The sequence below is a fragment of the Microbulbifer hainanensis genome (assembly GCF_014904735.1).
Classification (GTDB): domain Bacteria; phylum Pseudomonadota; class Gammaproteobacteria; order Pseudomonadales; family Cellvibrionaceae; genus Microbulbifer; species Microbulbifer hainanensis.
This window is the reverse complement of record NZ_JACZCR010000033.1, coordinates 126,254-151,953: the sequence shown is the minus strand read 5'-3', so window position 1 is coordinate 151,953 and position 25,700 is coordinate 126,254. Positions and strand designations below refer to the sequence as shown.

The following is a 25,700-nucleotide window of genomic DNA, read 5'->3' as shown; positions in this document are numbered from 1 at the left end:
CGCGAGGTAAAACTGTACTACACCCCGGGGACATCGCCCCAGAGCAGCTTGTGGACCTGCATCTGCATCCGCACGGGGATGCCTGCTTCAAGTATCCACTCCGCCAACTGGCGCGGCGCCAGCTGCTCGTAACTCGGTGAAAACAGTACTTCGCCCACCTTTTCGGTGAGGCGGTACTGATCGACAGCAAAGCATGCCCAGTCGAAGTCACCACGATCGCAGATCACGAACTTGACCTGATCCCGCTCGGTAAGGACATCGATATTCTCCATGCGATTGCGGTGTTGCTCACCAGAGGCCGGTGTTTTCAGGTCCACAACCCGGGAAACCCGCGCGTCCACCTGCTCCACCGGCATGGCGCCACTGGTTTCCAGGGAAACCCGGTAACCCGCGTCGCACAGGGCCGTCAGTAGTGGCAGGCAGCCCGGTTGTGCCAGCGGTTCACCACCGGTGACACAGACATAGCACGCCGGGTAGCTCTGCACTTTCTGCAAGATCTCCGCCAGGCTGAGACGCTCGCCACCGTAAAAAGCGTATTCCGAGTCGCAGTAGGTGCAGCGCAATGGGCAGCCGGTCAGGCGCACAAACACCGTCGGCAACCCGGACTCCCGCGCCTCCCCCTGCAGGGAGTAAAAAATCTCGCTAATTCGCAGTGACTCAGTATTCAAATCAGTCATAGATAGCCGGCCAAAAACACAAACGCCCGGGGAGCTAATGCCACCCGGGCGCGGATCATAGGACTTTTGTGATCAAAAAACCAGCGGACCCCAGTCCGCCAGCCCGATCTACTGGAAATTCTGTTCCAGGTATTTTTTGGCCAGGCTTGCGGCGCGGGCGTCGCTGCCGGCCACCTGCTCGAGCAGCTCCCGGGCGCGCGTGTCATCACCCAGCTGATGATAGACAGTCCCAAGCTTATAGCGGCCATCCCACACCTTGGTGGAATTCGGGTAGCCATCGAGCAGAGCCACGAACCACTGGCGTGCCTCCTCGAGATTGCCCTGCACCAGGGCAATTTCGCCCAGCCAGTAATTGGCGTTCGGGGCGTAATGGCCATTCGGGTAGTCCTTCAGCAGGCGCTTGAACTCCTCACTGGCGCCAGCGTAATCGCCGTTGCGGGCCAGCCCAAAACTGGCCTGGTAACGCTTGCGCTCTTCGTCGCTGGCCTCAGGACTGCTCGCCGCCGCTGGGGCGGTTTGAGCGCTGCTGCCATTGATGGAAGCACCCTCGTCACCATTGTCGTCGGCTTGGGTCTGACTGCCAGCGCCGGGCGGCTTGGACGACGGTTCGGCACCGGACAGCCGGGCAATCCGGCGATCCAGGTCCATATAGTCGTCGGTGCGCTGCTGCTTCAGGCGCTTGACCTCATGTCGCAGCTCTTCCACCGTACCGCGCAGTTCCTGGACTTCCTGCTGCAGGACCTGCATCTGGTAGTAGGCTTCTGCCTGGGGGTTGGACTGCGCCCGCTGCTGGTAGCGGGGAGACGGTGCGGCACTCGCAAGCTGCGTCTCCCGTGCGGGAGTCTGCTGATATGCGGGCGCCGACTGCTGTGCACTGTCCGAGGACAGGTCAACAATCGGCGCCTGCGAGAATACGGGCGATGCCGCAGCCAGAGAGGCTGCGGCGATCGCGATCTTTCTAATCGTTAAAGCCATTGGCATCCATTGACGATCAGTTAATCACAACGCGACGGTTCTTGGCGCGGGCAGCTTCGCTGGAGCCTTCAACGGCCGGACGCTCTTCACCGTAGCTGATCACTTCCAGGTTGGCCGGATCTACACCCTGCAGTACCAGGAAGTCACGCACGGCGTTTGCACGGCGCTCACCCAGGGCCAGGTTGTACTCGCGGGTACCCAGTTCGTCGGCGTGACCTTCCAGACGTACGTGAGCGCTGGTGCCGCGCATGCGGTCAGCGTGCTGAATCAGCAGCTCGCGAGTGGAAGGCTTCAGCAGGGACTGGTCAAAATCGAAGTAAACGACATTGTCCAGCGGTACTGCTTGTTCGGTGGTAGTGGTGTCTACAACCGGCTCTTGGGTTTGGGTCATTTGTTGTGTTTGTGCACTGTCGTCGGTATCGGTGCTAGAACAACCGCCGAGAACTGCCAGGACACAGGCCAAACCCAGGCCAGCTTTTACTGATTTCAACATAAACAACTCCGCTTTAGTGTTATCGAAAAATCCTGCAAGACTTTTAACTTGTCTTTATCCACACCCGCCGCAGACACGTAACCGTGAAGTGCGGGCACCCCTTATCAATCAAAATACGGCGACCACGCCGGTTCGCGCACACTGCCCCGCTGAGATGGAAGGTTGTACTTCACCCCGGCATCCAGCGACACAGCGGCAAGAATCCCCTTGCCCCCCTGCTTGGTCGCATACATCAGCATCGCTCCATTCGGTGCAATACTGGGGGATTCATCCAAGCGCGTTTCCGTAAGGACACGCATTCTGCCGGTCTTGATATCCATCGTCGCAATCGTGAATACCCCCCTGCTACGATGCACCATGACCAGCGTTTTCCCATCTGGAGACACCCGCGGCCTTGCGTTGTAGTCGCCATCGAAGGTTAAGCGGTCTACTTGACCAGTGGCAAGAGTCAATTGGTAAATTTGTGGCTTACCTCCCCTATCGGAGGTAAAAACCAGCGATTTCCCATCCGGCATCCAGTTCGGTTCGGTGTCGATGGCAAAGTGCCGGGTCAACCGGGTGAACTTGCCAGACCTCAAATCCAGTACGTAGATCTCCGGATTGCCGTCCTTGGACAGCACCATTGCCATCTTGGTGCCATCAGGTGACCAGGTTGGGGAGCTGTTGAGCCCCTTGAAATTGGTCAGCTGCTGACGCGCCCCCGTCTTCAGGTTCTCCCTGAAGATGGCCGGGCGCCCGGTTTCGAACGAAACATAAGCCACTTCCTGCCCATTGGGCGACCAGGACGGTGACATCACCGGCTGGCTGAAGCGGCGGATTTGCTTCGGTCGCGCACCGTCAATATCCGACCGCATCAGCGCATAGCTGGGGCGGCCGCCGCGTTTCTCCTCCTGGACGTAGATCATTTCGGTGGCAAAGGCACCGCGAATGCCGGTGATTGCCTGAAAGATCTCGTCAGCCGCCCGGTGCGCGATATCGCGCAACTGGCGGCTGCCGCCGCTAACCTGCTTCGTGAACATCTTGTGCTGGCCAAAGATATTGACCAGATCGAACGTCAGCAGGTAGCCGGTGGCCTGGGGTTCTATACGACCAGTGACAACGTATTCAGTTCCCAGCACCCGCCAATCCCGGAAATTAACTTCTTCCGCCGATTTCGGGAAGGACAGCATGTCCTCCTGGGGCACCGGTGCAAACAGGCCACTGCGGCGTAAATCCGCAGAGACGATACCGGCCACATCCTCCGGCAATACGCCGCTGCCAGACCAGCTGAACGGCGAAATGGCTATCGGAGTCGGGTTTTCGTTACCCGTCTTAATTTCCACAACCAGCTGTGCGTGCGCCCCGATACTGAGGGAGGCTACAGCCACTAAAAACACGGTTTTCAGTAAGTTCTTTATCATTGGCGCAGATCTTCGACAATAAATTTCAATACGGTAGTACGGACTTCACGCTCGAACACGCTCGGCTCTTCCCGGGCCAGGTCCGCCACTTCGGGGAACACTTCCACCTTGCGGATGGCCTGCAGGACCGAACGGTCAAGCGCCGCATTACCACTGCCTTCGATAATGTTGGCCGCCACCACCCGGCCGGTGGGTACAAAGTTGATTTGCACCACGGTGAGCATGCCGTTGCGTGCGCTGGGCGGGCGACTCCACACGGACTCGATGCGCGCCTGAATTGCCTGGGCGACCGACATGACCGCCTTGGCATCCTCGCGCGCATCCATGAGATCCTCTTCCTCTTCGAGGGCCTCGTCAAAAGCGCTCTTGCGCTCCTGTTCCATCTGTTCTTTGCGCTCTTTTTCCTTGCGCTCCTTCTCCTTGCGGGCCTTTTCTTCCGCAGCCTTCTTCTTGCGCTGGGCCTCGGCCTTTTTCTTCTGCTCGGCTTCCGCCTTCTTCTTTCTTTCGAGTGCGGCGCGGCGTTTTTTCTCCGCTTCCGCCTTGCGCTGGCGCTCGAGCTCGCGCTGTTGCTGGCGCTTTTTGATCAGATCGGTCTTTGGCGGCGATTTCTTCTGTTTAACCGTCGCATCCATGGTCACCAGCTTCGCCTGCACGAACTTCGGCATGGGCTTGCGCTCCATTTTACTGCTCGCCTCCCAACCAAAGCCGATCGCGGCGACCAACACCCCGTGCAACACGAGGCTCAGGAATATCGCGAGACCGTAGGAACTGCGGGATCCCATGCTCAACCTACTCCTGCGGCGGCTCGGTGACCAGGCCGACGCTGGGCGCACCGGCCTTCTGCAGCTGGGTCATGGCACCGACGATCAGGCCGTACTTGGCATCGGTATCACCCCAGACCAGGACCGGCGTCTTCGGCTTCTGCCGCAGCACCTTGGCCACCGTCTTCTGGATCTCTTCCAAGGGCTTGGCCACCTTTTCCTCTGAGCCGAGGTTCAGGTAGTAGGTGCCGTCGGCTCGCACAGAGACAATCAGGGGTTCGTCGTCGGTGTCCTCGATGGGTGAAGAGGGGGCATTGGGCAGGTCAACTTTCACGCCCTGCATCAGCAGTGGCGCGGTGACCATGAACACCACGAGCAACACCAGCATCACGTCGATGTAGGGAACAACGTTGATGTCTGAAACCAGTTTGCGCTTGGGTGCCTTGCGAAAAACGCTCATATCTATCCGCTCTCTATCAGCACCCGATCAGCCGGAGTGCACCTTGCGGTGCAGGATGGAGGAGAACTCCTCGGCAAAAGTCTCGTAGCTGGACAGCAGCCACTCCGCCTTGGCCGAATAGCGGTTGTAGGCGAGCACTGCCGGGATGGCGGCAAACAGACCCATCGCCGTGGCGACCAGCGCCTCACTGATGCCGGGGGCAACAGTGGCGATGGTAGCCTGGTGCATAGTGGCCAGGCCGCGGAAGGAATTCATGATGCCCCAGACGGTACCGAACAGGCCGATATAAGGGCTCACCGAACCCACACTGGCGAGGAATGGCAGGTTCATTTCCACCTTTTCCTGCTCGCGGGACATGGCCACACGCATCGCGCGCTCGGCCCCTTCCATCACTGCTTCGGGCCCGCTGCGGCCCTGCTGGCGCAGCCGGGTAAATTCGGTAAATCCGGCGCGGAAGATCGATTCAACCCCGTCCATCCGGCCTTTTTCGGCACGGGCGTTCCCCTCGCGGAACAGCTGATTGAGGTCGGCCCCTGACCAGAAGCGGCGCTCAAAATTGGACATGGAGCGCTTAGCGCGCGACAGGTACAGACCGCGCTGAATGATCATGACCCACGAGATGACCGAGGCCAGCAGCAGTAGCATCATGACCAACTGCACCAGCAGACTGGCGTTCTGTATCAGCCCCCACAGGGAAACGTGTTCACCGGCGTTCATTTCTTAACAAGCTGCCTTTAATGCTGAGTAAATGGATTCTGGTAGCGCGCAGGGTTTGCGGCTGTCTTCTGCCACGCAGGCGACTTTGACCACAGCCTCGCAAATAATTTCATCATTGCGCCAGATTTTCTGCTCGAAGGTCACTGCGGCCCGGCCCAGTTTGCCAATCGCCGCGGTGGCCCGCAATGCGTCGTCCAGCCAGGCCGAGCGGCGGTACTGGACTTCGGCCGAGTGCACCACCAGCAACAACCCCTGTTGCGGCATTGCCGGCTTATCATAGCCGAGCGAACGCACGAATTCTGTGCGCGCGCGCTCCATATACTTCAAATAATTGACGTAATAGACGATTCCACCGGCATCCGTGTCCTCGATATAGACGCGAATGGGGATACTGAAGGGTTCTGCCAACACGCTTCCTTATTGTTATCTACAGGGCACACCCGCGACCCCTGGCCACAGGTGACACCACCGTTAAATCTTGCTGTCCGGCTTCGGGATGCCGAAATGCTCGTAGGCCAGTGACGTCGCCACGCGCCCCCGCGGAGTCCTGGAGATGTAGCCCTGCTGGATAAGGTAGGGCTCCAGCACATCCTCGATGGTGTCCCGCTCCTCGCTCACCGCGGCGGCAAGGCTGTCGACACCAACCGGACCGCCGTCGAACTTCTCCATCATGGTCAAGAGCATGCGGCGATCGAGCTGGTCGAAACCGCGCGCATCCACGTTGAGCATATTCAGCGCGGCGTCGGCGGTGGCGGAATCGACCCTGCCGTCACCTTTGACCTCGGCATAATCGCGCACCCGGCGCAGCAGGCGATTGGCGATCCGCGGTGTGCCGCGGGCGCGGCGTGCCACTTCCAGCGCGCCGCCCTCGTCCATCTCCACGCCCATCAGGCCGGCGGAGCGGCGCACGATGCTGGTCAGGTCCTCGACATTGTAAAACTCCAGACGCTGCACGATACCAAAGCGATCCCGCAGAGGTGAAGTCAGCAGGCCCGCCCGGGTGGTGGCACCGACCAGCGTAAACGGCGGCAGATCCAGCTTGATCGAGCGCGCCGCGGGGCCCTCGCCGATCATGATATCCAGCTGGTAGTCCTCCATTGCCGGGTACAGGACCTCCTCCACATGGGGGCTCAGGCGGTGAATCTCATCGATGAACAGCACATCGCCGGGCTCGAGGTTGGTCATCAGCGCCGCCAGATCCCCGGCTTTTTCCAGCACCGGGCCAGAAGTGGTCTTGATGGCGACACCCATCTCCTCGGCGATGATATTGGCGAGAGTGGTCTTGCCGAGACCCGGCGGGCCGAACACCAGCGTGTGGTCCAGAGCCTCTTTGCGCAGCTTGGCGGCCTGGATAAAGATCTCCATCTGCTCCCGCACCACCGGCTGGCCGACATAGTCCGCCAGCGTCTTGGGTCGCACGGCCCGGTCGTATTGCTCTTCCTGGCCGGACGGACCTATGGGTTCCGGCGCAATCAGGCGGTCGGCTTCGATCATCGCGGATACTCCGAATTAGGCCGGGGCCATGCTTTTCAGCGCGAGACGGATCAGCGTCGCGCTATCGGCGTCCGGCTGCTCTTTGCTCGCGCGGGCAATCATCTTGGTGGCTTCAGTGGGCTTGTAGCCCAGCGCGGCCAGCGCGCTCTCCGCCTCGCCGACGTGGTCGACCTTCGGAGTCACCGCTGCCAGCAGCGGGATATCGTTGCTGTCGCCGAAGTCCGGCGCCAGCTTCCCGCGCAGCTCCACGATCAGGCGCTCGGCGGTCTTCTTGCCGACCCCTGGCACCTTCACCAGCGCCGCCACATTGTCTTCCGCCACGCAGCGCGCCAGTGCCGCGCCGTCGAGGCCGGACAGGATGGCCAGCGCCATCTTCGGCCCCACGCCATTGACCTTGACCAGGGTACGGAACAGCTGGCGATCGCTATCGCGCAGGAAACCGTAAAGCGTCTGGGCGGTCTCAGATACCGCCAGATGGGTATGCAGCTGCACCGCCTGCCCCAGCGCCGGCAGCTCAAAAATAGTGGTCATGGGCGCGAGCACTTCGTAGCCGACGCCCTGCACATCCACCAGCAACAGTGGCGGTTGCACTGCGGCAAGCGTGCCACTCAATCTTCCGATCATTATTCAATCTCTCAATTCTTATCGACTTCGCCACCAACAAAGTGCTTGGTGTGAAGGCGCTGATGCCGACACCAAACCATCAGGAGATGCTCAGGCGTCCCCGGCGGAAACGGCTGCGACCGCTGCCGGCAGTCTGCAACAATGTCTGCGACGTGTGCATATGGCACAGCGCCACCGCCAGCGCATCGGCGGCATCTTCCTGCGGCGCCGCCGGCAGGGCCAGCAGAGTCTTGACCATATGCTGGACCTGGAATTTATCGGCTGCGCCGGTGCCCACCACCGCCTGCTTGACCTTGCGTGCCTCGTATTCCGCCACCGGCAGATCCGCATTGGTGGCAGCGACAATGGCCGCCCCGCGGGCCTGACCCAGCTTCAGCGCCGATCCGGCACTTTTGGCCATAAACACATTTTCGATGGCCATCTGCTGCGGCTGGTACTGGCCGGCGATCTGGCTGACGGCATCGAAGATAAGCTTGAGGCGCTCGGGCAAGGGTCCCTCGGGGATACGGATCACCCCGCTGGCCACATAGCGGGCCCTGCCGCGCTCGACGTCGATAAGGCCGTAGCCGGTTTTGCGAGAGCCGGGGTCGATACCCAGTATGCGGATCACGGCGGCCTGCCCCCTGTACATTTATACAAATAATGGCGGGAAGTGTCCCAAGGCGGCGGTAAAGCGTCAAGGCGAACCCGGCCCGGTTACAAAAATGCCCCGGCGAGCGGGGCATTTTCAGGAGCGGGTAGTGTGGGCTCTAGCCCAGCTCCGCCATGACATCCTCGGGGATATCGGCATTGGTATAGACGTTTTGCACGTCGTCCAGGTCTTCCAGCATATCGACCAGCGCCATCACCTTCTCCGCACCCTCTTTGTCGAGGGGAATCGTGGTGGACGGGATCATGGCGATTTCCGCATTATTCGGTTTGAAACCGGCTTCGCTCAGCGCGTCCTTGACCGGCATGTAGTCCTGGAACTCGGTGGTAAGCTCGATGCTGCCATCGTCATTGGTCTCGATGTCCTCGGCACCGGCTTCCAGCGCGGCCTCCATCAGCGCATCTTCGTCGACACCCGGCTCGTAGTACATCTGTCCCTTGCGGGAGAACAGGTAGGCCACCGAACCGTCGGTACCCAGATTGCCGCCGCGTTTGGTAAACGCGTGACGCACTTCGGCCACGGTGCGGTTGCGATTGTCGGTCAGGCACTCCACCAGTACCGCCACACCGCCAACACCGTACCCTTCATAGGTCACCGCCTCGTAGTTGTCCCCGTCGGCGTTGCCGGCACCGCGCGCAATCGCCTTGTCGATGGTATCGCGCTTCATGTTCGCGCCCAGCGCCTTGTCGATGGTAGCGCGCAGCGTGGGGTTGTCTTCGGGGTTGGGGCCGGACTTCGCGGCCACGGTCAGCTCGCGGATGATCTTGGTGAAAACCTTACCGCGCTTGGCATCCTGGGCCGCTTTGCGGTGCTTGATGTTGGCCCATTTACTATGTCCCGCCATCGATATCTCTCCGGTCGTTTGCGTGGAGCCCGCGCCCCGGGCTCCCCGTCTCTCTCTTAACTAATCTGCTCTTCTTTGAGGCGCAGGCGAATATTCAGTTCACGCAACTGCTTGGCATCCACGGTGCCCGGGGCATCGGTCATCACGCAGGCTGCGCTCTGGGTTTTCGGGAAGGCAATGACGTCGCGAATGGAATCGCTGCCGGTCATCAGCATTACCAGGCGGTCGAGACCGAAGGCCAGACCACCGTGAGGCGGCGCACCGTATTTCAGCGCGTCCAGCAGGAAGCCGAACTTCTCGCGCTGTTCCTGCTCATCGATGCCGAGAATGCGGAACACGATTTCCTGCATTTTCTGGTCGTGGATACGTACAGAGCCACCGCCCAGTTCGGTGCCGTTCAGCACCATGTCATAGGCGCGCGACAGTGCACCCAGCGGATTCGCCTCCAGCTCCTCCGGGGAACAGGACGGCGCGGTGAACGGGTGGTGCAGCGCAGTCAGGCTGCCGTCGTCGTCTTCCTCAAACATCGGGAAGGCCACAACCCACAGCGGTGCCCACTCACAGGTGTACAGGTTCAGGTCGGCGCCGAGCTTGCAGCGCAACGCACCCAGGGCTTCCGATACGATCTTCGCCTTGTCCGCACCGAAGAAGATCAGATCGCCGTTCTCGGCCTCCATACGCTCGAGAATCGCCGCGCGGGTTTCGTTCGGCAGGAACTTCACAATCGGCGACTGCAGGCCGTTTTCCAGGTCAGACTTGTCGTTGACCTTGATATAGGCCAGCCCTTTGGCCCCATAAATACCGACGAACTTGCCGTAATCGTCAATCTGCTTCCGGGTCAGCTTGTCGTTACCACCCGGCACTTTCAGCGCGGCAACACGCCCTTTCGGATCGTTGGCCGGGCCGGAAAACACCTTGAACTCCACCTCGGTCATCAGGTCCTTGATCTCGACCATCTCCAGCGGAATACGCAGGTCCGGCTTGTCGGAACCGTAGCGCAGCATCGCCTGGTAGTGGGTCATGCGCGGGAACTCACCCAGGTCCACACCCTTCAGTTCCTGGAACAGGCCGCGCACCATGCCCTCGGTAATCGACATGATCTCCTCCTCGTCGAGGAAGGAGGTTTCGATATCAATCTGGGTAAATTCCGGCTGGCGGTCCGCGCGCAGGTCCTCGTCGCGGAAGCACTTGGCGATCTGGTAGTAGCGATCGAAACCGGACACCATCAGCAGCTGCTTGAACAGCTGCGGCGACTGCGGCAGCGCAAAGAACTTGCCGTCGTGGGTACGGCTCGGCACCAGGTAGTCACGTGCACCCTCTGGGGTGGCGCGGGTCAGGATCGGGGTCTCGATATCCAGGAAACCCTCGCCGTCGAGGTAATTGCGGATCGCGTTGGTCAGCTTGGAGCGGAAACGCAGGTTTTTCTGCATCTCGTTGCGGCGCAGATCCAGATAGCGGTACTTGAGGCGCACGTCCTCGCCCACGGCTGTGTGCTCATCCAGCTGGAAAGGCACGGTTTCGGCGGTGTTGAGAATTTCCAGCTCGGTACCGTAGACCTCGATCTCGCCGGTGACCATATTCGGGTTCACCGCTTCCAGCGCGCGGGCGCGCACGCGGCCGGTGACCTTCAGCACATATTCACTGCGCACGCGGTCGGCCATTTCGAAATGTTCCGCTGCGTCCGGGTCGAACACCACCTGGGCGATACCGTCGCGGTCGCGCAGGTCGATGAAGATCACTCCACCGTGATCGCGGCGGCGGTCTACCCAGCCACAGAGGGTTACTACGCGGTCAATATCCGCGGATCGAAGGGCGCCACAGTAGTCGCTGCGCATGGATACAATTTCCCGTTGTCGATATTTGAATTCTGGGCCGGGGCCCGCGTGTCCCTGTCCGGGCGTCAGCTGGCCTTGGCCGGCTTGTCCGCTGCGGGCTTAGCCGACGATTTTCCAGCATCGCCGGCCAGGTTCTTCTTACTGCCGGTCTTGAAATCGGTCTCGTACCAGCCGCCGCCCTTGAGGCGGAACCCGGCCGCGGAGATCTTCTTGCGCAGTTCCGCCTGTTCACAGGCGGGACAGTCGGTCAGCGGAGCGTCGCTCATGCGCTGCAGGGCCTCCATCTCGTGGCCGCAGGCGTTGCACTGGTATTCATAGATCGGCATGGCTAATACCCGGTACTTTGAGGGGCGCAGATTATACATGAGCCCTACAGCGGGAAGAAGCTGCCCGCGCAAGAGGCAATGCAAACACTGCAATAGGAGCACGAAGACGCAGTCCCACCCCCCAATCCGCGAAAAAAAGCACTATTTTTCCCGTATTTCCCCGTGCGCGCGAAAAAAAACTATATATACTTCCCCTCAGTACCCGTTGCGGGCCTGCGCCATTCTCAGGCGGCACAGCGGGACGACGAACACTCTTTCTCTGGAAAAACACTATTTAGAAGGAAGCTACCATGGCCGCACGCAAGAAAGCAGCAGCTAAGAAAGCCCCCGCCAAGAAAACCGCTGCCAAGAAGGCACCCGCCAAGAAAGCAGCAGCCAAGAAAGCCGCTCCGGCCAAGAAGGTCACCGCGGTCAAAGAGAAGTACACCAAAACCCAGATCCTGAACCAGATCGCCGAGAAGACCGAGCTGAGCCGCAAGCAGGTTCAATCCGTTCTCGACGAGCTGACCGACGTGATCGAGGCCCACGTGAAGAAGCGTGCTGTTGGCGAATTCGCCCTGCCGGGCCTGATGAAGATCACCACCGTGAAGAAGCCGGCCAAGAAAGCCCGCAAAGGCATCAACCCCTTCACTGGCGAAGAGACCGTCTTCAAGGCGAAGCCCGCCAGCATCCAGGTGAAGATCCGCCCGCTGAAGAAGCTGAAGGAAATGGCCGAGTCCTGATTCGCGCCCTATTCCGCAGCAAAACCCCGCTCCGGCGGGGTTTTTTGTGCCCCGCGACAAACTCTCCGGCTCCGTCGCACCGCGCCCCTACCATCCGGTCCCGCCTACGGCGTAAAATGTGCGGCCCTAGAAGCAAGACAAACCGAATACTCCTATGCGCGCATCCCGCTATCTGATCGCCACCCAGAAAGAAACCCCGAACGACGCCGTCGTCATCAGCCACCAGCTGATGCTGCGGGCCGGCATGATCCGCCGCCTGGCTTCCGGACTCTATACCTGGCTGCCCACCGGCCTGCGGGTACTCCGCAAAGTCGAGCGGATCGTGCGCGAGGAGATGAACAACGCCGGCTCGCTGGAAGTGCTGATGCCGGTGGTGCAGCCCGCCGAGCTGTGGGAGGAATCCGGCCGCTGGCAGCAGTACGGCCCGGAACTACTGCGCATTCAGGATCGCCATGACAACGCCTTCTGCCTGGGCCCGACTCACGAAGAAGTGATCACAGACCTGATCCGCACCGAGATCAGCAGCTACAAGCAGCTGCCCGCCAACTTCTACCAGGTGCAGACCAAATTCCGCGATGAGATACGCCCGCGCTTCGGCGTGATGCGCGCGCGCGAGTTCACCATGAAGGATGCCTACTCCTTCCATGTCGATGCGGACTCACTGCAGGAAACCTACGATGTGATGCACGCGGCCTACTGCCGCATCTTCGACCGCATCGGCTTGGACTACCGCCCGGTGCTCGCCGACACGGGATCCATTGGCGGTTCCAGTTCCCATGAATTCCACGTGCTCGCCGCCAGCGGCGAGGACGATATCGCGTTTTCCAGCGAGAGCCGCTACGCGGCCAACGTCGAGCTCGCGGAAGCCGTGGCCCCCGCTGGCGAGCGCCCGGTGCCCGCGGCTGAGATGGAAGAGGTCCATACTCCCGGCCAGAAGACCATCGCCGCGGTGAGCGAATTCCTCAAGGCGGATCCGGCGCAGTCGGTCAAAACCCTGATCGTGCTCGGCGAGAGCGAGGAAGGAGAAACCGCACCGCTGGTCGCGCTGATCCTGCGCGGCGACCACGAGCTGAACGAACTGAAAGCGGAAAAGCTGAAGGGTGTCGCCAGCCCGCTGGAATTCGCCCCCGAAGCACGTATCGCCCAGGAACTGGGCTGCGGCATCGGCTCCCTGGGCCCGGTGGGAATGAACATCCACACCATCGTCGACCGAGCCGCAGCGCACCTGGCGGACTTCGTCTGCGGTGCCAACAAGGACGACTACCATTTCACCGGCGTCAACTGGGATCGCGATACACCGCTGGGCCGCGTCGAGGACCTGCGCAATGTGATCGCCGGCGATGCCAGCCCCGACGGCCAGGGCACCCTGGAAATCAAGCGCGGTATCGAGGTGGGCCACATCTTCCAGCTGGGCGACAAATACAGCCGGGCCATGAATGCCACGGTGCTGGATGAGAACGGCAAAGAACAGGTGATGTCCATGGGCTGCTACGGTATCGGTGTATCCCGTATCGTTGCCGCCGCCATCGAGCAGAACCACGACGACGCCGGTATTATCTGGCCGGACGCCATCGCCCCCTTCCAGCTGGCGATCGTGCCGATCAACATGCACAAGAGCGATGTCGTGCGCGAAAAGTGCGAGCACCTGTACGACTCCCTGCGCGCGCAGGGAGTGGACGTACTGTTCATGGACGAGCCGAAAGCGCGCCTCGGCGCCATGCTTGCCGACGTCGAACTGCTGGGCATCCCACACCGCATCGTGGTCGGCGACCGCGGTCTGGAAAAGGGCGTGGTGGAGTACAAGGGCCGCCGCGACGCCGAGAGCCAGGAATTCGCCGAATCACAGCTGGAAGAAGTGCTGCTGAAAAAGCTGGGCGTATAAGGAAAACGCAGTCGTCATACCGGCCCTGGCCGGTATCCAGCCCCACTGGGCCCCGGACTGTGTCCGGGGCGGCGACCGCATCGAATCAGCGCAATTGGCCCTGCCCTTCCCGCCCGCCTTTTCGTAAAATCCCTGTCATGATAAGAAAAAGCCTGTCCACACTGTTTCTGTGCCTGGCCGCGACCGCCGCCGGCGCCCAGTCGAAGCTGCCGGAAATCGATCCGGAGCTGCGCCTGGCCCTGAAAGAGGCTGTGACCCAGGCCGACAGCTTTGTCGATCGCTATGATGCCGAAGTCTGGCTGATGGCCAAGTCCCAGCCCCTCGCCCGCTATATCGATGATCCCAAGGAGCGCCTGCGTGTGCTCAAGGCCGTACACCGCGAGGCCACCCTGGCGGGTCTGCGTCCGGAAGTGGTGCTGGCGGTCATCCAGATCGAGAGTGCCTTCAATCCCTACGCTGTGTCGCGGGTCGGCGCCCAGGGCATGATGCAGGTGATGCCGTTCTGGAAGAAGGAAATCGGCCGGCCGGACGACAACCTGATCGATATGGATACCAACCTGCGTTACGGCTGCACCATCCTCAAACACTATATCGCCAAGGCCAAAGGCAACCTGGCCAATGCGCTGGCCTACTACAACGGCAGCTACGGCCGCCACACCTATAGCAGCAAGGTGCTGGACGCCTGGGCTGATCGCTGGCGCTAGGCGGACAACATCGATGCACAGCAGTTACGATTTCTTTACCGGTTCCGCCTGCGGCCTGCTCCTGCTGGCCGCAGCCAAACTGGCGATCAGCTACCACCAGCAGGCCGCCGGGCGCTGGCTGATACTGCTGTTGGCCGGTGTTTTCTGCTACCTGCTGCGCCCGGTACTACCGCCCCACGGCGCGGTCGTCAGTCTACTACTCGATCTGCCCACCGTACTGATTCCCATGGCCTTCTGGCTGTTTGCACACCAGCTGTGCAGTGAGGGGGAACGCTTCCCCCGCTGGGGCTGGGTGTTGTGCGCGATCACCGTGCTGGTCAGCCTGGCTGCCAACCACCTGGACTTTGCCGAATCGCCGCAGTTCCAGCGCGCCATGTACCTGCTGTCGCAGCCGCTCAAGCTGAGCCTGCTCTGCGCCGGGCTGATCGCCCTGCAGCAGCAATTCCAGTCGGACCTGGTTCAGGCCCGCCGGCGCCTGCGCGCCAGCCTGCTGATTGCCGTCGGCAGCTATATGTTGATCGTCGTCTGTGTGGAATTCCTGTTTGACTACTTGCCGGTGCCGGCCGGCGTCCCCACCCTGCACGCGATCCTCGCCAGTCTGCTGACCCTCGCCGCCTGCCTGTGGCTGCTGGCGCTGTCTCCCGGCGCGCTGACGGAATCCCTGCCGCAAGCCAGCGAAGCGCCGGCCGAACCGGCGGAAACGTCGGCAGAGCCAGCGCCGGAGCCGCTGGATCCGCAGCAACACCAATTACTGGATCAGCTACAGCAACATATGCGCAATGGCGGCTACCGTCACACCGGTCTGACGATCCGCGAACTGGCCGAGCAACTGGACGCGCGCGAACACGTGCTGCGCGCGCTGATCAACCGTCACCTAGGCTACCGCAACTTCAACGAATACCTGAACCAGTTCCGTATCGACGAAGCCAGCGCGCGGCTCGCCGACCCTGACCAGGCTCATCTGCCGGTACTGAGCATCGCCCTGGATATCGGCTACCGCTCCCTGAGCCCGTTCAACGCCGCCTTCAAGCGCCGCCACAACCTGACGCCCACCGAGTACCGGCGCGAGCGATTCCCCGCATAAACACTCGTATTTCAGAATCCGTCAGCTGTTTTGCGGATTCCGTAAGCGCCGATCCGCGCTTTGCTCCAGACTGGTCAGATAACAGGAAAGGAGCAGTCCGCTAGCCGCTCCTTCATGACCACCGATGAAAGATTCAACAAGGTGAATGTATGGAGTTGGCGTTTCTCTGGGATATGGCTCAGCACTGGGTGTCCCACTTCAAAACCGACCTGTTCCGCTACCTGCTTGCGGCCACCGTCATGAGCCTGTGCGTTAGCCTGCTGTTCCGCGGCTGGATGAACCGGCGGCGCCTGCAGACGCGCCGCGCCAAGTGGCAGGATATCCGCCGCGAATTCAGCTACTCGATGCTGACCCTCGGCGTGTTTGCCACCGTCGGGCTCGTCACCAGCGTGCTGCGCGACTGGGGCCTCATCAAGCTCTATTGGCACTGGAACGAGTTCCCTCTGTGGTGGAACCTCGCCAGCCTGCCGGCCGTCATCCTGATCCACGACGCCTATTTCTACTGGTGCCACCGGGCCATGCATCACCCGAAGCTGTTCAAGCACTTCCACCGGGTGCATCACCTATCCCGCACGCCAACCCCCTGGGCGGCCTACAGTTTCTCGATCGGCGAGGGTGTGCTGATGGCAATCTATTCGCCGCTGATCCTGATGCTACTGCCGCTGCACGTGCTGGTGTGGCTGGCGTTCATCTTCGTGATGATATTCCGCAACACCATGCTGCACGCCGGCTGTGAATTCCATCCGCGCGGCTGGGTGGACGGTCCACTGGATATACTGACCACCACCACCCACCACGACCTGCACCACCAGCGCTTCCAGGGCAATTACGGCTTCTATTTCACCTGGTGGGATCGCTGGATGGGCACAGAATTCAAGAACTACAAGCAGGTATTCCGCCAGGCGGTGGATGGGGAATTCAGTGATAGTGCGACGGCGGGGGAGAAATCACCCGCGGCGACCTGAGAATTGCGGCTGATCGGCAGATGTCCGCATGTCTTGCGCGCTCCAGTGGAGCGCGCTTTTTTATGGCTTTCGGCACGGCCTAATGGCCATACTCCTTCGGCAGCCAGCGCATTTCCCGATAGCAGAAAATACCCCACACCAGCAGCAGTATTTCTAGCGCCAGGAAGACGCCGTTGCGCCAGTCAAAACCACTGAATACCAGCATGCCGTACAGGCGCCCGCTGGCAAAACCGAGATAAGCCAGTGACAGGGCCGCGTAGGCCGCGCGTCGGTGGCGACGCAAAATCAGCGCCAGCAGTAATCCCAGGGCGATGGCCAGCATCAATCCGCTGAAAGTAGCGAGAAATTCCGGCAGTGCCGACGGCGCGACAAAGCTCAGGTCGATAGCGGCGGCAAAGGCCTCTGGCACAATGGCAGCCCAGGCTCCGATGGCCGCATAAACCAGCAGGTTCACGACCAGATAAACGACGCCGTAATATTTCATGCTTTCTCCCTGAACCTTAATGCTCGCACCACGACGGCCCCAAGCCAGAGGGCCACTCACCGGTCATTCTATCGGCTTCAGCGGATTCGTCGAAACCCGCAACGCCAGAATTTCGCCGTCGCTCGTCCAGCGCCAGCTGGCGAAGTCCTGGCAAATGGCCGCGCACTGGAAAACTCGCTCTGGCAAACCATACTTACCGGTCACAATTAACCAGGATTCACAGCGCCGGTATTCCATGGACTCGACGCCCAGAAACCCGCCAAACGCGGCCCCGACAGAAAGTATCACAAGCCAGCCAGGGAAAAGCCGGCACACATATCGGCAGTCGCCACTATCCAGTCGATAAACAGGTACAACCGGGATAAATGGAGTTATCCGATATGCCCTCACTGAAAATGCTTTTACTGGGTGGTGCTGTCAGCCTGCTGTGCGCCTGCGGTCCCGACCGCGCGGAAAGAACCGCGAAAAACGGCGCCGAGGAAGGAAAGGTCGCCGCTCCCGCCAGTGAAATGCGCGCAGAACAAAGTCGCAGCGCTACATCAGCCGATACCAGCGGCCTGAAAAACGTCTATTTCGGCGAACTACACCTGCATACTGCCTACTCCCTCGACGCCTATATCGGCGGTATGGCATTAATGCCGGAAGACGCAATGCGTTTTGCCAAAGGCGAAACCATTCAAGTGAATGGGCAGGGTTACAAGATTCACAAGCCGCTGGATTTTTTTGCCATTACCGATCACGCGGAGTTTATCGGTGAAATGTACACGGTGCTCCATGACGACGCGCCCGGGCATGACACCGAATCGGTACAGCAGTTACTGTCGCTGGACAATATCAAAGACCGCGAGAAGTGGTTCCTTGAAAACGTCGCCATGGCCAACCGCAAAAAACCACAACACGCGAGCTTTTTTGTCGGCAACGAATCCACCGCCAATGGCTGGAAAGAGATCATGTCAGCGGTTGAGCGCTACAACGACCCGGGCAATTTCACCACCATTCCCGCCTACGAGTGGACCGCCACACCCGGCGGCGCCAACCTGCATCGCAATATCTACTTTCGCGATATGAACCTGCCGCAGCGGCCGATGAGTTACATCGACCTGCAGACCGAAGAGGAACTCTGGCAGTGGATGGAGGAACTGCGCGGCAAGGGCATGCAGGTCTTCGCCATACCGCATAACTCCAACGCGAGCCGCGGGCGCATGTTTCCCGCGCTCGACTCAGGTGGCAAGCCATTGAGCGAGACTTACGCCAAAATGCGCAATACGATGGAGCCCGCCATCGAAATCATGCAGGCCAAGGGCGACTCTGAAGTACATATCAAATTCTGGCCCAACGACGAATTTGCCGATTTCGAAAATGCCAACAGCATTCAGGATTTCAGCAACCGCAGATTCAGCAAGCGCGATTTCGTCCGCGAAGGACTCAAGTACGGACTCGAATACGAAGACAAACTCGGGGTGAACCCCTTCAAGTACGGTATTGTCGGCGGTAGCGACAACCACAACGGCCGCCCCGGCAATGTATGGGAGTCGAACTACCACGGTGGCCACGGCGCCTCCGACGACACTGCCGAGGCGCGCCGCACCGGTAAAATTCCCGATTGGATGAAGACGATCGACGCCAACCCGGGGGCAATTACCGGTGTCTGGGCGCCGGAAAATACCCGTGCGGCCATCTGGGACGCCATCTACAACCGCGAGACTTTTGCCACCTCCGGCCCGCGCATCAAGGTGCGCCTATTCGGCGGTTTCGGCCTGTCGAAGAAACCGGGCGACTACGAAGGCCTGGTGAGGACCGGCTACGATGCCGGCGTCCCCATGGGCGGCACCCTCACCCCGCCGCCGGGCAATGGCAAAAAGGGGCCGACTTTTTATCTCTACGCCCTCAAGGACCCCGATGGCGCCAACCTGGACCGCATTCAGATGGTCAAGGGCTGGGTGGATGGCAACGGGCAACACCACGAACATATCTACGATGTCGCCGTTTCCAAGGGCCGCTCGATCAGTGCCCAGGGGCGCGCCGAACAGGAAGTGGGCAACACCGTTAACGCGCAAAGGGCCCTCTATGAGAACACCATCGGCTCCACCAGCCTGACCGCGGTGTGGACAGATTCGGCTTTCGACCCACTGCACCGCGCCTATTACTACCTGCGCGCCATACAGATCCCCACGCCGCGATGGAGCACCTACGACGCCGCGCGCAAAAATCTGCCGCTGCTCGACGGCGTACCCACCAGCATCCAGGAGCGCGCCTGGAGCTCGCCGATCTGGTACGAACCGGGGCAGTAAGTCGGGTTGGTATTACATCGGCGAAATATACCGGGCAAGGAGCTTCACCATGACCATGAAAAATTCGCTGCTGCGCGAGCCACTGCTGCACTTCGCAGTCATCGGCGCCCTGCTGTTTGGCGTCAATGCATGGTTCCAGCCCGGGCATAAGCCGGAAGCGATTGTCGTCAACCAGAACCGCATCGATCACCTGGTGGCGGTCTTTGCCCGTGGCTGGCAGCGGCCGCCGACCGAGCGGGAGTTGCGCACACTGGTGGATGATTATGTGCGCGAGGAAGTGCTCTACCGCGAAGCGGTGAAACTGGGGCTAGATCGCGACGACACCGTAGTGCGCCGCCGCCTGCGCCAGAAAATGGAATTCCTTTCCCGCGATCTCGTCGACACGCTGGATCCGGGCGACGAAGTGCTGCGCGATTATTTTGCCCGGCACGGTCAGGCCTACCTGCGCCCGGCCCGGATCAGTTTCCGGCAGCGCTTTTTCAGTGGTGATACCCGCGCGACTGCCGCCAGTGATGCGCGCGCAGCACTGGCGTTGCTGCAGACCGGCGCACCCGCCGACAGCGTCGGCGACAGCAACCTTCTGCAGGGGCACTATTCCGACGAAACTGCCGGGCGCATCGACCGGGTCTTCGGAGACAAGTTCTCCGACCAGTTGCGTGAACTGCCGCGCGGCCAGTGGGCCGGCCCCGTGCGCTCCGCCTACGGCCAGCATCTGGTATTTATCGAACACTACGAGCCACAGCGGCCGGCGAATTTCGCCGAAGTGCGCCCACAGGTATTGCGGGACTGGCAATTGCAGGAACAGAAAGACGTTCTCCAGCGCCAGTATGAATCCCTGCGGGCAAAATACGATGTGCGCATAGAGGGCGAACTGCACGGCAGCGCCGGCGAGGTGGCCCGGCAATGAGCAAAACCCTCGCGCCGATCCTGCTGCTGTTTACACTCCTGCTGTCGCCGCCGCTTTTCTCCCATGAGCTGCGCCCGGCCTACCTGCAGATTGAACAGACCAGCGCAGGAGAGTTCGCCGTAACCTGGCGGGTGCCGGCCCGCGGCGAACTGCGTCTCGCCATGAACGTCCGATTCGATGACAGCGTGGTGGCCATCGCTGCGCCTCAGGCGCAACTGGTCAACGGCTTTTACGCGGAGACCTGGAAAATCCGCCACGCACACGACCTCGCCGGAGTGACCATTAACATCGACGGCCTGCAGCAGACCATGACCGATGCCCTGGCACGGATTACCTGGCTTGATGGCCGAGAACAGGTTTTGCGGCTGCTGCCGGATCAGCCGCAATTCACTGTGGATGGCAAGGCGGGTAACGGCCAGGTCGCCGGGACCTATTTCGCCCTGGGCGTGGAACACATATTGCTGGGAATCGATCACCTGCTATTCGTGCTGGCACTGATCCTGCTGGTGACCGGTGGCCGACAGCTACTGGGGACAATTACCGCATTTACGCTGGCCCACAGCATCACTCTGGCAGCGGCGGTCCTCGGTATCGTAAGCGTCCACCAGGCACCGGTGGAGGCGGTCATCGCGCTGAGTATTGTTTTCGTGGCAACCGAGATACTGCACAAGCTCCGCGGGCGCAGCACCCTGGCAATCCGCAAGCCCTGGCTGGTGGCCTTTGGCTTCGGCCTGCTGCACGGACTGGGGTTTGCCGGCGCGCTGGCCGATATCGGTGTGCCTCAGGACGCTATTCCACTGTCGCTGGCGATGTTCAATATCGGTGTAGAGGCCGGGCAGCTGCTGTTTATCGTCGCCGTCACCGGGCTATTTGTGCTGTTCCGGCGTCTGCCGCCGGTCCAGCAGTGGCAGCAGTACAGTAACGAATCCGCCGCTGTAGCTGTCGCCTGGCCGGTGTCCTATCTGGTGGGTGGGCTGGCCGCCTGGTGGCTGATCGAGCGCACTGTGTCGATGATGATCTAGAGACTGGCGCCCGCACCGCCGGGCGTCGGCTTTCAGTCCTGGAAGAGCATGTCGAGGGGATAACCGGTAAACGGCTTGGTCTTTTCGATGACCAGGTGCGATGTCATGCGAGAAATGGCTGCATCCTCGTTGGCCAGCAGCTGTTCCGATACGCGATTGAAATCCGCCGCGTCCGGGCAGACGAAGCGCAACATGTAATCGAATTCACCGGACATCTTCACGCAGGACACGATCTGCGGAATATCGTTGATGGCACGGCGGAAGCTTTCACTGGTGCGCGCATCCTGTCGCTTGAGGGCCACGTTGACGTAAAACTCGGCATGGCGCACCTTGTCCAGGTTCACCTCCGCATGAAATTCACGTACGTAGCGTTCGCTCGTCAATCGTTTGACCCGCGCTAGGCAGGCACTCTCGGACAGGCCGATCTGTTCACTCAGATTCAGGTTGCTGATACGCGCATTGGTCTGCAGCACCTGCAGGATACGCAGGTTGTGGCGATCTATTTTCACGCTTTGATTCTTCTACTCTGGGGTTCTCGCGAAGGGGGAAGGATAGCGGCATTCGCCACCGGCTGGAACTCTGTCGGCGAAGTCGCCATCCGCACCGCACCGGATCGCGCCACCGCATCCCGGTATCCTCAGCCCTTTGAGACGGCGGGATTCCGAAATGCGCGCAGTGACGGGTGTGGGGGTAAAGGCGCGGCTCAACCGGCTCTGCGGCTGCCGCTGGTTACAAAGTGCTCGATACGATCCAGGGCGCGGGAGAGCTCTCCCTCGTCCGCGGCAAGGGTCAGTCGCACGTGGTTGACGGCGCTGGCACCGAAAGGCGTACCGGGCAGGACGGAGACGCGTTCGGCGTCGAGCAGTGCCTCGGCAAAGGCCTCGCCGGATTCCGCCACCTGGGATACATCGACCATCACGAACATGCCCGCGTCCGGTGAGTAGCAGCTGAGTCCGGGAATGCGTCCGATGCGCTCCACGATCAGGTCGCGGCGGCGCTCGTAGGCGTCGCGCATCTGCTTGACGAAGTAGGTATCAAACTCCAGAGCAAAAGCGGCGGCCTCCTGAATAAATTGCGGGCAGCCAAAGATGGTGGCGCCGGCGAATTCAATCAGGCGTTGCACCAGCGGCCCCTGCGCTACCGCCCAGCCCAGGCGCCAGCCGCTCATGGCGTGAGATTTGGACAGGCCATCGATGACGACCACATTGTCCAGATGTTCGGCCGCCGTGCGCAGCGAGGTGTGGCGACGGGCAAAGGTGATCATCGAATACATTTCATCGCAGACCAACCAGATACCCAGCGCCCGGCAGTGGGCCGCGAGTTCGCGCAGCTGTTCCGGGGTGGCCATGGCGCCGGTCGGGTTGACCGGGGTGTTGATCATCACGGCGCGGGTATCGGGACCAATGGCCGCCTTGATCGCATCCACGTCGAAAGCAAAATTCTGTTCCGCCGGACAGGCGACTTTATTGACTTTCAGGCGCAGGGAATCGCAGATGGGGACATAACCGATATACATCGGTTCCGGGATCACGATCTCTTCACCCGGGTTCAGCAGGCAGGCGAGAACTGCGTAAATAGCGTTGGTACCACCGGGAAAAACCACCACATCATCCGGGCTGCAGGGGTGCGGCGAGACCTTGCTTTCGATATCCGCAATCGCGCGGCGCAGCATCAGTTCGCCGGCTGCCGGGGAATAGTGGGTTCGGCCGACGCCGAGGCGCGCGCGGGCGTAATCGAGAATGGGCTCGGGGGTGTCGAAGTTGGGGTCGCCGACACAGAGAAAGATCACGTCCTCGCCCTTGTCGGCCAGTTCGTGGGCGCGATCACTGACCGCCCAGACGTCGGCATCGGCACTGTCCAGGGCATCACTCTGTTGGCTGAATCGGGGGCTGAACTTCGTCACGGCAATCACATTCCGGTTGTTATCAATACCTATACGGTAACAACCAGGCGGGTAATCAATGCCGCGATAACGGCACCGATTTCGCATTCCCGCGCCAATTTCACCCCCATTGCCGCAGATAATTCTGTGACATTTTTGTGTCACCGGGAACAGTGACTGCCCGGCAAATCCCGGTTCCGCCCGCAACAGTTAAAAGCGGTAATTCAGGTTCAGGCCACCGACGGTGTTCTCCGGATAAACATGGATATTGCCGCTGACCTGCAGCTTCTCGGTGAGGTTGAGCCCCACCAGGCCGCCGACACCATTCTGGAAGTAACCGTCATTGTAGCTATCGTAGCCCGCCATATAGGCGCTGTTGCCGCGGATCGACTTGAGGCCGATCCCCACGGTATCGCGGTCGTCACCGTCATTGACTTCCAGCCACACTTCGCCAAACCAGCGCCAATCGGCTTTCTCCGGACCATTGTAGAAATAGCCCGCACGGTAGCGCTGGTAGTCGCGGTTCTGGTGGCGCACCTTGAGACCAATGGGATCCAGGTCCTGTCCGTTGTCGCCAATGTACGTCAGGTCCCGCCAGGTCTTTTCGCGGAAGCTGTCCACATCCACCCGAGTCAGCTCCACCGAGACAAATGGTCCCAACTGGCACGGCAACGCCGGCGCGCTGTCGAAACCCGCATTCAGGAACAGGGTGCTGGTATCGCCGTCACTATCCGCTTCCATGCGCCGGTTGAAGACGCTGCCGATATGTACCTGGCGATCAATTTCCTTGTAATCGATGTTCCCGTATGTGTAACCGCCATCGACAAAATAGCGCTCGTTGTCCCAGCGGGCCAGGATGCTGAAATTGAGGTTGCGCGCTTCCAGCGACCAGTCCTTCGGATCGTAGTCGTTGCCGGCATACGACAGCGCCATGGCCCATTCCAGGTTATCACCGGACGCGAAACTGAAGCCGAAGAAACCGTCCCAGCCGTTGTTCCGCTCATTGATTGCGGGGCCAAACCCGATATCCGTGCGCTGCCAGGCGGCGCCGAAGAAAATCGTCGTGGTGGGATCGCGAAAGCGCTGGGCCACCAGGTGGTGATTGATGTTCGACTGGTGCGCCTGCAGATTTGCGTAACCGAGATCCGGCAGCAGGCCATAGCCCACCGGCGCACTCAGCACCGAAGCGTAATAGTCACCGACAGTCATTCCCGCAGCCAGCGTCGGGTGCACACCATCATTGAACAGCAGGCGGTTGGCATTCGGGGCACTGCCACCCTGGCTGTAGACCGGGTCTGGATTAGCGCAGGCCCCGGCCTGGTAGCAGGTGGCGGCCTGATCGATATTGGCAAAACCGAACAATCCGGGCCGCTCGTGCGCCAGGGCGCTGAACCCCTCGGTATCCAGAATCAGTACATTGCCGATGACATTGAGCTTGCGCCGCAGCGCCTCGTTAAACAGCGCCGTGCCGGTGTTGCCCGCACTGACCGCCGCCGGCCCCGCATCGTTCATCAGCGGTGTGTTGCCGACCCGCGGGGCATTCGACACCGCGATAAAGCGGGCACCGGCCCCCCGCAATTCAGCGGCGGCTGTCGCCAGAAAGGTGGCGGAACGCGTCATGGAATCCGGCGTAATAGTACCGGCGAATACCCCGGCAATGATGTCATTGCCACCGCCGTTCAGATAGTAGAGCGCGTCGCGGTTGACGGCATTCTGCGGCAGGTATCCCTGGCCTGTGGCAAAGGGCACACCGGTGATAGTGATATTGTTGGAGGGGTCATCGACCAGTGCCTGCAGGGCGGCGGGGTTACCGAAAGCCGCCACCGCCTCGGCGGTTTCCGCCGGCGATAAATAGGGGCTCTCGCCGGCGGCCGGGTCGCAGACGCCGTCCGGGCCACAGCGGGTGGAATCCGGCAGTATCGTGTTCAGGCTGTTGTGATCGGCAACGGTGGTGTCGGGGAAGAGCTGGAGGAAGCGCTGCGGCCCGACGAGATCGAGCAACACGTCCGCGGCGCGGTTGCCTCCGACCGCCCAGTTGCTGCCATTGGTCAGTACCGAACCGACAATCTGCTGCAGTTGCTGATCCGTCGTTCCCGGCGCCGGCGCACAGGGAATAGCGCCACCAAACGCGGGGCCCAGGCCGTAACAGGACGGTAACAGCGGCGCCAGCCCCAGATCCTGTGCAGTAAAACTGATCGCCGGTTGTGGCGGTATTAACCCGGCGGGATCGTTACTGGTAAAAACACCCGCGTTACCACTGTCCGACAGACTGTCCCCGAACACCACGATACCGCTGTACAGTTCGGCGATATTGCCGTCGGCGTAACTGTTGGCAGCGGCGGCGAGAGCCACCGCCAGTGAGAGGGACTTGCAGGGAAAACCCATGGCGCACTCCATTGCGTCGTTGGCGATGGAGCAAGTATAGACGCGGCAAATTTGCCGATTGGCGCCGCGCAACCCACTTTCGACACACTCCATCGCGCTTGCGGGGGAAGGCCCGCG

The 25,700-nt window shown here is 60.9% G+C and carries 27 protein-coding genes; 8 read left to right on the top strand and 19 right to left on the bottom strand.

The genetic code is table 11. From position 1 onward, the window contains the following. Positions 1–17: 17 nt before the first annotated feature. The 14 genes from queE to IG168_RS13920 form a co-directional block, all read right to left on the bottom strand. Positions 18–677, bottom strand: a complete 660-nt coding sequence (gene queE / locus IG168_RS13985) for a 7-carboxy-7-deazaguanine synthase QueE (RefSeq protein ID WP_193165028.1) — start codon at positions 675–677, stop codon at positions 18–20. Positions 678–785: 108 nt separating this feature from the next. Beyond that, on the bottom strand, positions 786–1,652 hold the full coding sequence (gene ybgF, locus IG168_RS13980) for a tol-pal system protein YbgF (protein ID WP_193165027.1): 867 nt from the start codon (positions 1,650–1,652) through the stop codon (positions 786–788). Between the two features lie 16 nt (positions 1,653–1,668). Further along, complete coding sequence (locus tag IG168_RS13975; protein ID WP_193165026.1) at positions 1,669–2,145, bottom strand: OmpA family protein; 477 nt, start codon at positions 2,143–2,145, stop codon at positions 1,669–1,671. A 104-nt stretch (positions 2,146–2,249) separates the two neighbouring features. Further along, complete coding sequence (gene tolB / locus IG168_RS13970) at positions 2,250–3,545, bottom strand: Tol-Pal system beta propeller repeat protein TolB (RefSeq protein WP_193165025.1); 1,296 nt, start codon at positions 3,543–3,545, stop codon at positions 2,250–2,252. Then, positions 3,542–4,327, bottom strand: a complete 786-nt coding sequence (gene tolA, locus IG168_RS13965; RefSeq protein WP_193165024.1) for a cell envelope integrity protein TolA — start codon at positions 4,325–4,327, stop codon at positions 3,542–3,544. The genes tolB and tolA overlap by 4 nt, the downstream gene beginning before the upstream one ends. A gap of 7 nt (positions 4,328–4,334) precedes the next feature. Continuing rightward, positions 4,335–4,766, bottom strand: a complete 432-nt coding sequence (gene tolR, locus IG168_RS13960) for a protein TolR (protein ID WP_193165023.1) — start codon at positions 4,764–4,766, stop codon at positions 4,335–4,337. Positions 4,767–4,793: 27 nt separating this feature from the next. Further along, positions 4,794–5,483 carry a protein TolQ gene (gene tolQ, locus IG168_RS13955; RefSeq protein WP_193165022.1) on the bottom strand — a complete coding sequence of 230 codons (690 nt, stop codon included), beginning with the start codon at positions 5,481–5,483 and terminating at the stop codon, positions 4,794–4,796. A gap of 3 nt (positions 5,484–5,486) precedes the next feature. Continuing rightward, positions 5,487–5,891: a tol-pal system-associated acyl-CoA thioesterase gene (gene ybgC, locus IG168_RS13950; RefSeq protein WP_193165021.1), complete on the bottom strand. Its 405-nt coding sequence runs from the start codon at positions 5,889–5,891 to the stop codon at positions 5,487–5,489. 63 nt (positions 5,892–5,954) lie between these two features. Further along, complete coding sequence (gene ruvB / locus IG168_RS13945) at positions 5,955–6,977, bottom strand: Holliday junction branch migration DNA helicase RuvB (RefSeq protein ID WP_193165020.1); 1,023 nt, start codon at positions 6,975–6,977, stop codon at positions 5,955–5,957. Between the two features lie 15 nt (positions 6,978–6,992). Next, positions 6,993–7,601, bottom strand: a complete 609-nt coding sequence (gene ruvA, locus IG168_RS13940; protein WP_193165019.1) for a Holliday junction branch migration protein RuvA — start codon at positions 7,599–7,601, stop codon at positions 6,993–6,995. A gap of 79 nt (positions 7,602–7,680) precedes the next feature. Further along, positions 7,681–8,232, bottom strand: a complete 552-nt coding sequence (gene ruvC, locus IG168_RS13935) for a crossover junction endodeoxyribonuclease RuvC (protein ID WP_226876977.1) — start codon at positions 8,230–8,232, stop codon at positions 7,681–7,683. A gap of 118 nt (positions 8,233–8,350) precedes the next feature. Then, complete coding sequence (locus tag IG168_RS13930; RefSeq protein WP_193165017.1) at positions 8,351–9,094, bottom strand: YebC/PmpR family DNA-binding transcriptional regulator; 744 nt, start codon at positions 9,092–9,094, stop codon at positions 8,351–8,353. A 56-nt stretch (positions 9,095–9,150) separates the two neighbouring features. After that, positions 9,151–10,929, bottom strand: coding sequence for an aspartate--tRNA ligase (gene aspS, locus IG168_RS13925; RefSeq protein ID WP_193165016.1), 1,779 nt, complete (start codon positions 10,927–10,929; stop codon positions 9,151–9,153). A gap of 65 nt (positions 10,930–10,994) precedes the next feature. After that, on the bottom strand, positions 10,995–11,255 hold the full coding sequence (locus IG168_RS13920) for an FmdB family zinc ribbon protein (RefSeq protein ID WP_193165015.1): 261 nt from the start codon (positions 11,253–11,255) through the stop codon (positions 10,995–10,997). A 290-nt stretch (positions 11,256–11,545) separates the two neighbouring features. Between IG168_RS13920 and IG168_RS13915 the strand changes: the two genes are divergently transcribed. From IG168_RS13915 to IG168_RS13895, 5 genes are all read left to right on the top strand, one after another. Continuing rightward, positions 11,546–11,977, top strand: a complete 432-nt coding sequence (locus IG168_RS13915) for an HU family DNA-binding protein (RefSeq protein ID WP_193165014.1) — start codon at positions 11,546–11,548, stop codon at positions 11,975–11,977. A gap of 154 nt (positions 11,978–12,131) precedes the next feature. Then, entirely contained in the window at positions 12,132–13,859 is a 1,728-nt protein-coding gene (locus IG168_RS13910) for a proline--tRNA ligase (protein ID WP_193165013.1), read from the top strand. 137 nt (positions 13,860–13,996) lie between these two features. After that, positions 13,997–14,563, top strand: coding sequence for a lytic transglycosylase domain-containing protein (locus tag IG168_RS13905; protein WP_193165012.1), 567 nt, complete (start codon positions 13,997–13,999; stop codon positions 14,561–14,563). Between the two features lie 13 nt (positions 14,564–14,576). Next, complete coding sequence (locus IG168_RS13900; protein ID WP_193165011.1) at positions 14,577–15,647, top strand: helix-turn-helix transcriptional regulator; 1,071 nt, start codon at positions 14,577–14,579, stop codon at positions 15,645–15,647. 149 nt (positions 15,648–15,796) lie between these two features. Then, complete coding sequence (locus IG168_RS13895) at positions 15,797–16,612, top strand: sterol desaturase family protein (RefSeq protein WP_193165010.1); 816 nt, start codon at positions 15,797–15,799, stop codon at positions 16,610–16,612. 79 nt (positions 16,613–16,691) lie between these two features. Here the strand turns inward: IG168_RS13895 and IG168_RS13890 are convergent, their stop codons facing one another. Next, positions 16,692–17,096, bottom strand: coding sequence for a DUF4345 family protein (locus tag IG168_RS13890; RefSeq protein ID WP_193165009.1), 405 nt, complete (start codon positions 17,094–17,096; stop codon positions 16,692–16,694). A gap of 63 nt (positions 17,097–17,159) precedes the next feature. Then, complete coding sequence (locus IG168_RS13885) at positions 17,160–17,333, bottom strand: hypothetical protein (protein WP_193165008.1); 174 nt, start codon at positions 17,331–17,333, stop codon at positions 17,160–17,162. A gap of 143 nt (positions 17,334–17,476) precedes the next feature. On the opposite strand from IG168_RS13885, the gene IG168_RS13880 reads away from it, so the two are divergent. The 3 genes from IG168_RS13880 to IG168_RS13870 are packed head-to-tail and all read left to right on the top strand — an operon-like array spanning position 17,477 to position 21,316. After that, the gene (locus IG168_RS13880; protein WP_193165007.1) at positions 17,477–19,387 is read left to right on the top strand and encodes a DUF3604 domain-containing protein; all 1,911 of its coding nucleotides are present in this window, start codon (positions 17,477–17,479) and stop codon (positions 19,385–19,387) included. 49 nt (positions 19,388–19,436) lie between these two features. Further along, positions 19,437–20,294 (top strand): peptidyl-prolyl cis-trans isomerase, encoded by an 858-nt coding sequence (locus IG168_RS13875; protein WP_193165006.1) that lies wholly within the window; start codon positions 19,437–19,439, stop codon positions 20,292–20,294. After that, complete coding sequence (locus IG168_RS13870) at positions 20,291–21,316, top strand: HupE/UreJ family protein (protein WP_193165005.1); 1,026 nt, start codon at positions 20,291–20,293, stop codon at positions 21,314–21,316. Before IG168_RS13875 ends, IG168_RS13870 begins: the two co-directional genes overlap by 4 nt. Positions 21,317–21,348: 32 nt before the next feature. On the opposite strand, the gene IG168_RS13865 is transcribed toward IG168_RS13870, so the two are convergent. The 3 genes from IG168_RS13865 to IG168_RS13855 form a co-directional block, all read right to left on the bottom strand. Beyond that, the gene (locus IG168_RS13865) at positions 21,349–21,825 is read right to left on the bottom strand and encodes an Lrp/AsnC family transcriptional regulator (RefSeq protein WP_193165004.1); all 477 of its coding nucleotides are present in this window, start codon (positions 21,823–21,825) and stop codon (positions 21,349–21,351) included. A gap of 194 nt (positions 21,826–22,019) precedes the next feature. Next, positions 22,020–23,219 (bottom strand): pyridoxal phosphate-dependent aminotransferase, encoded by a 1,200-nt coding sequence (locus IG168_RS13860; protein WP_319024713.1) that lies wholly within the window; start codon positions 23,217–23,219, stop codon positions 22,020–22,022. 189 nt (positions 23,220–23,408) lie between these two features. Beyond that, positions 23,409–25,583 (bottom strand): autotransporter outer membrane beta-barrel domain-containing protein, encoded by a 2,175-nt coding sequence (locus IG168_RS13855; protein WP_193165002.1) that lies wholly within the window; start codon positions 25,581–25,583, stop codon positions 23,409–23,411. Positions 25,584–25,700 lie beyond the last annotated feature (117 nt).

Coding starts and splice junctions, on each gene's coding strand:
- queE (WP_193165028.1), bottom strand. CDS start 677: ATGACTGATTTGAATACTGAGTCACTGCGAATTAGCGAGATTTTTTAC.
- ybgF (WP_193165027.1), bottom strand. CDS start 1,652: ATGGCTTTAACGATTAGAAAGATCGCGATCGCCGCAGCCTCTCTGGCT.
- IG168_RS13975 (WP_193165026.1), bottom strand. CDS start 2,145: ATGTTGAAATCAGTAAAAGCTGGCCTGGGTTTGGCCTGTGTCCTGGCA.
- tolB (WP_193165025.1), bottom strand. CDS start 3,545: ATGATAAAGAACTTACTGAAAACCGTGTTTTTAGTGGCTGTAGCCTCC.
- tolA (WP_193165024.1), bottom strand. CDS start 4,327: ATGGGATCCCGCAGTTCCTACGGTCTCGCGATATTCCTGAGCCTCGTG.
- tolR (WP_193165023.1), bottom strand. CDS start 4,766: ATGAGCGTTTTTCGCAAGGCACCCAAGCGCAAACTGGTTTCAGACATC.
- tolQ (WP_193165022.1), bottom strand. CDS start 5,483: ATGAACGCCGGTGAACACGTTTCCCTGTGGGGGCTGATACAGAACGCC.
- ruvB (WP_193165020.1), bottom strand. CDS start 6,977: ATGATCGAAGCCGACCGCCTGATTGCGCCGGAACCCATAGGTCCGTCC.
- ruvA (WP_193165019.1), bottom strand. CDS start 7,601: ATGATCGGAAGATTGAGTGGCACGCTTGCCGCAGTGCAACCGCCACTG.
- ruvC (WP_226876977.1), bottom strand. CDS start 8,232: ATGTACAGGGGGCAGGCCGCCGTGATCCGCATACTGGGTATCGACCCC.
- IG168_RS13930 (WP_193165017.1), bottom strand. CDS start 9,094: ATGGCGGGACATAGTAAATGGGCCAACATCAAGCACCGCAAAGCGGCC.
- aspS (WP_193165016.1), bottom strand. CDS start 10,929: ATGCGCAGCGACTACTGTGGCGCCCTTCGATCCGCGGATATTGACCGC.
- IG168_RS13920 (WP_193165015.1), bottom strand. CDS start 11,255: ATGCCGATCTATGAATACCAGTGCAACGCCTGCGGCCACGAGATGGAG.
- IG168_RS13915 (WP_193165014.1), top strand. CDS start 11,546: ATGGCCGCACGCAAGAAAGCAGCAGCTAAGAAAGCCCCCGCCAAGAAA.
- IG168_RS13910 (WP_193165013.1), top strand. CDS start 12,132: ATGCGCGCATCCCGCTATCTGATCGCCACCCAGAAAGAAACCCCGAAC.
- IG168_RS13905 (WP_193165012.1), top strand. CDS start 13,997: ATGATAAGAAAAAGCCTGTCCACACTGTTTCTGTGCCTGGCCGCGACC.
- IG168_RS13900 (WP_193165011.1), top strand. CDS start 14,577: ATGCACAGCAGTTACGATTTCTTTACCGGTTCCGCCTGCGGCCTGCTC.
- IG168_RS13895 (WP_193165010.1), top strand. CDS start 15,797: ATGGAGTTGGCGTTTCTCTGGGATATGGCTCAGCACTGGGTGTCCCAC.
- IG168_RS13890 (WP_193165009.1), bottom strand. CDS start 17,096: ATGAAATATTACGGCGTCGTTTATCTGGTCGTGAACCTGCTGGTTTAT.
- IG168_RS13885 (WP_193165008.1), bottom strand. CDS start 17,333: ATGGAATACCGGCGCTGTGAATCCTGGTTAATTGTGACCGGTAAGTAT.
- IG168_RS13880 (WP_193165007.1), top strand. CDS start 17,477: ATGCCCTCACTGAAAATGCTTTTACTGGGTGGTGCTGTCAGCCTGCTG.
- IG168_RS13875 (WP_193165006.1), top strand. CDS start 19,437: ATGACCATGAAAAATTCGCTGCTGCGCGAGCCACTGCTGCACTTCGCA.
- IG168_RS13870 (WP_193165005.1), top strand. CDS start 20,291: ATGAGCAAAACCCTCGCGCCGATCCTGCTGCTGTTTACACTCCTGCTG.
- IG168_RS13855 (WP_193165002.1), bottom strand. CDS start 25,583: ATGGGTTTTCCCTGCAAGTCCCTCTCACTGGCGGTGGCTCTCGCCGCC.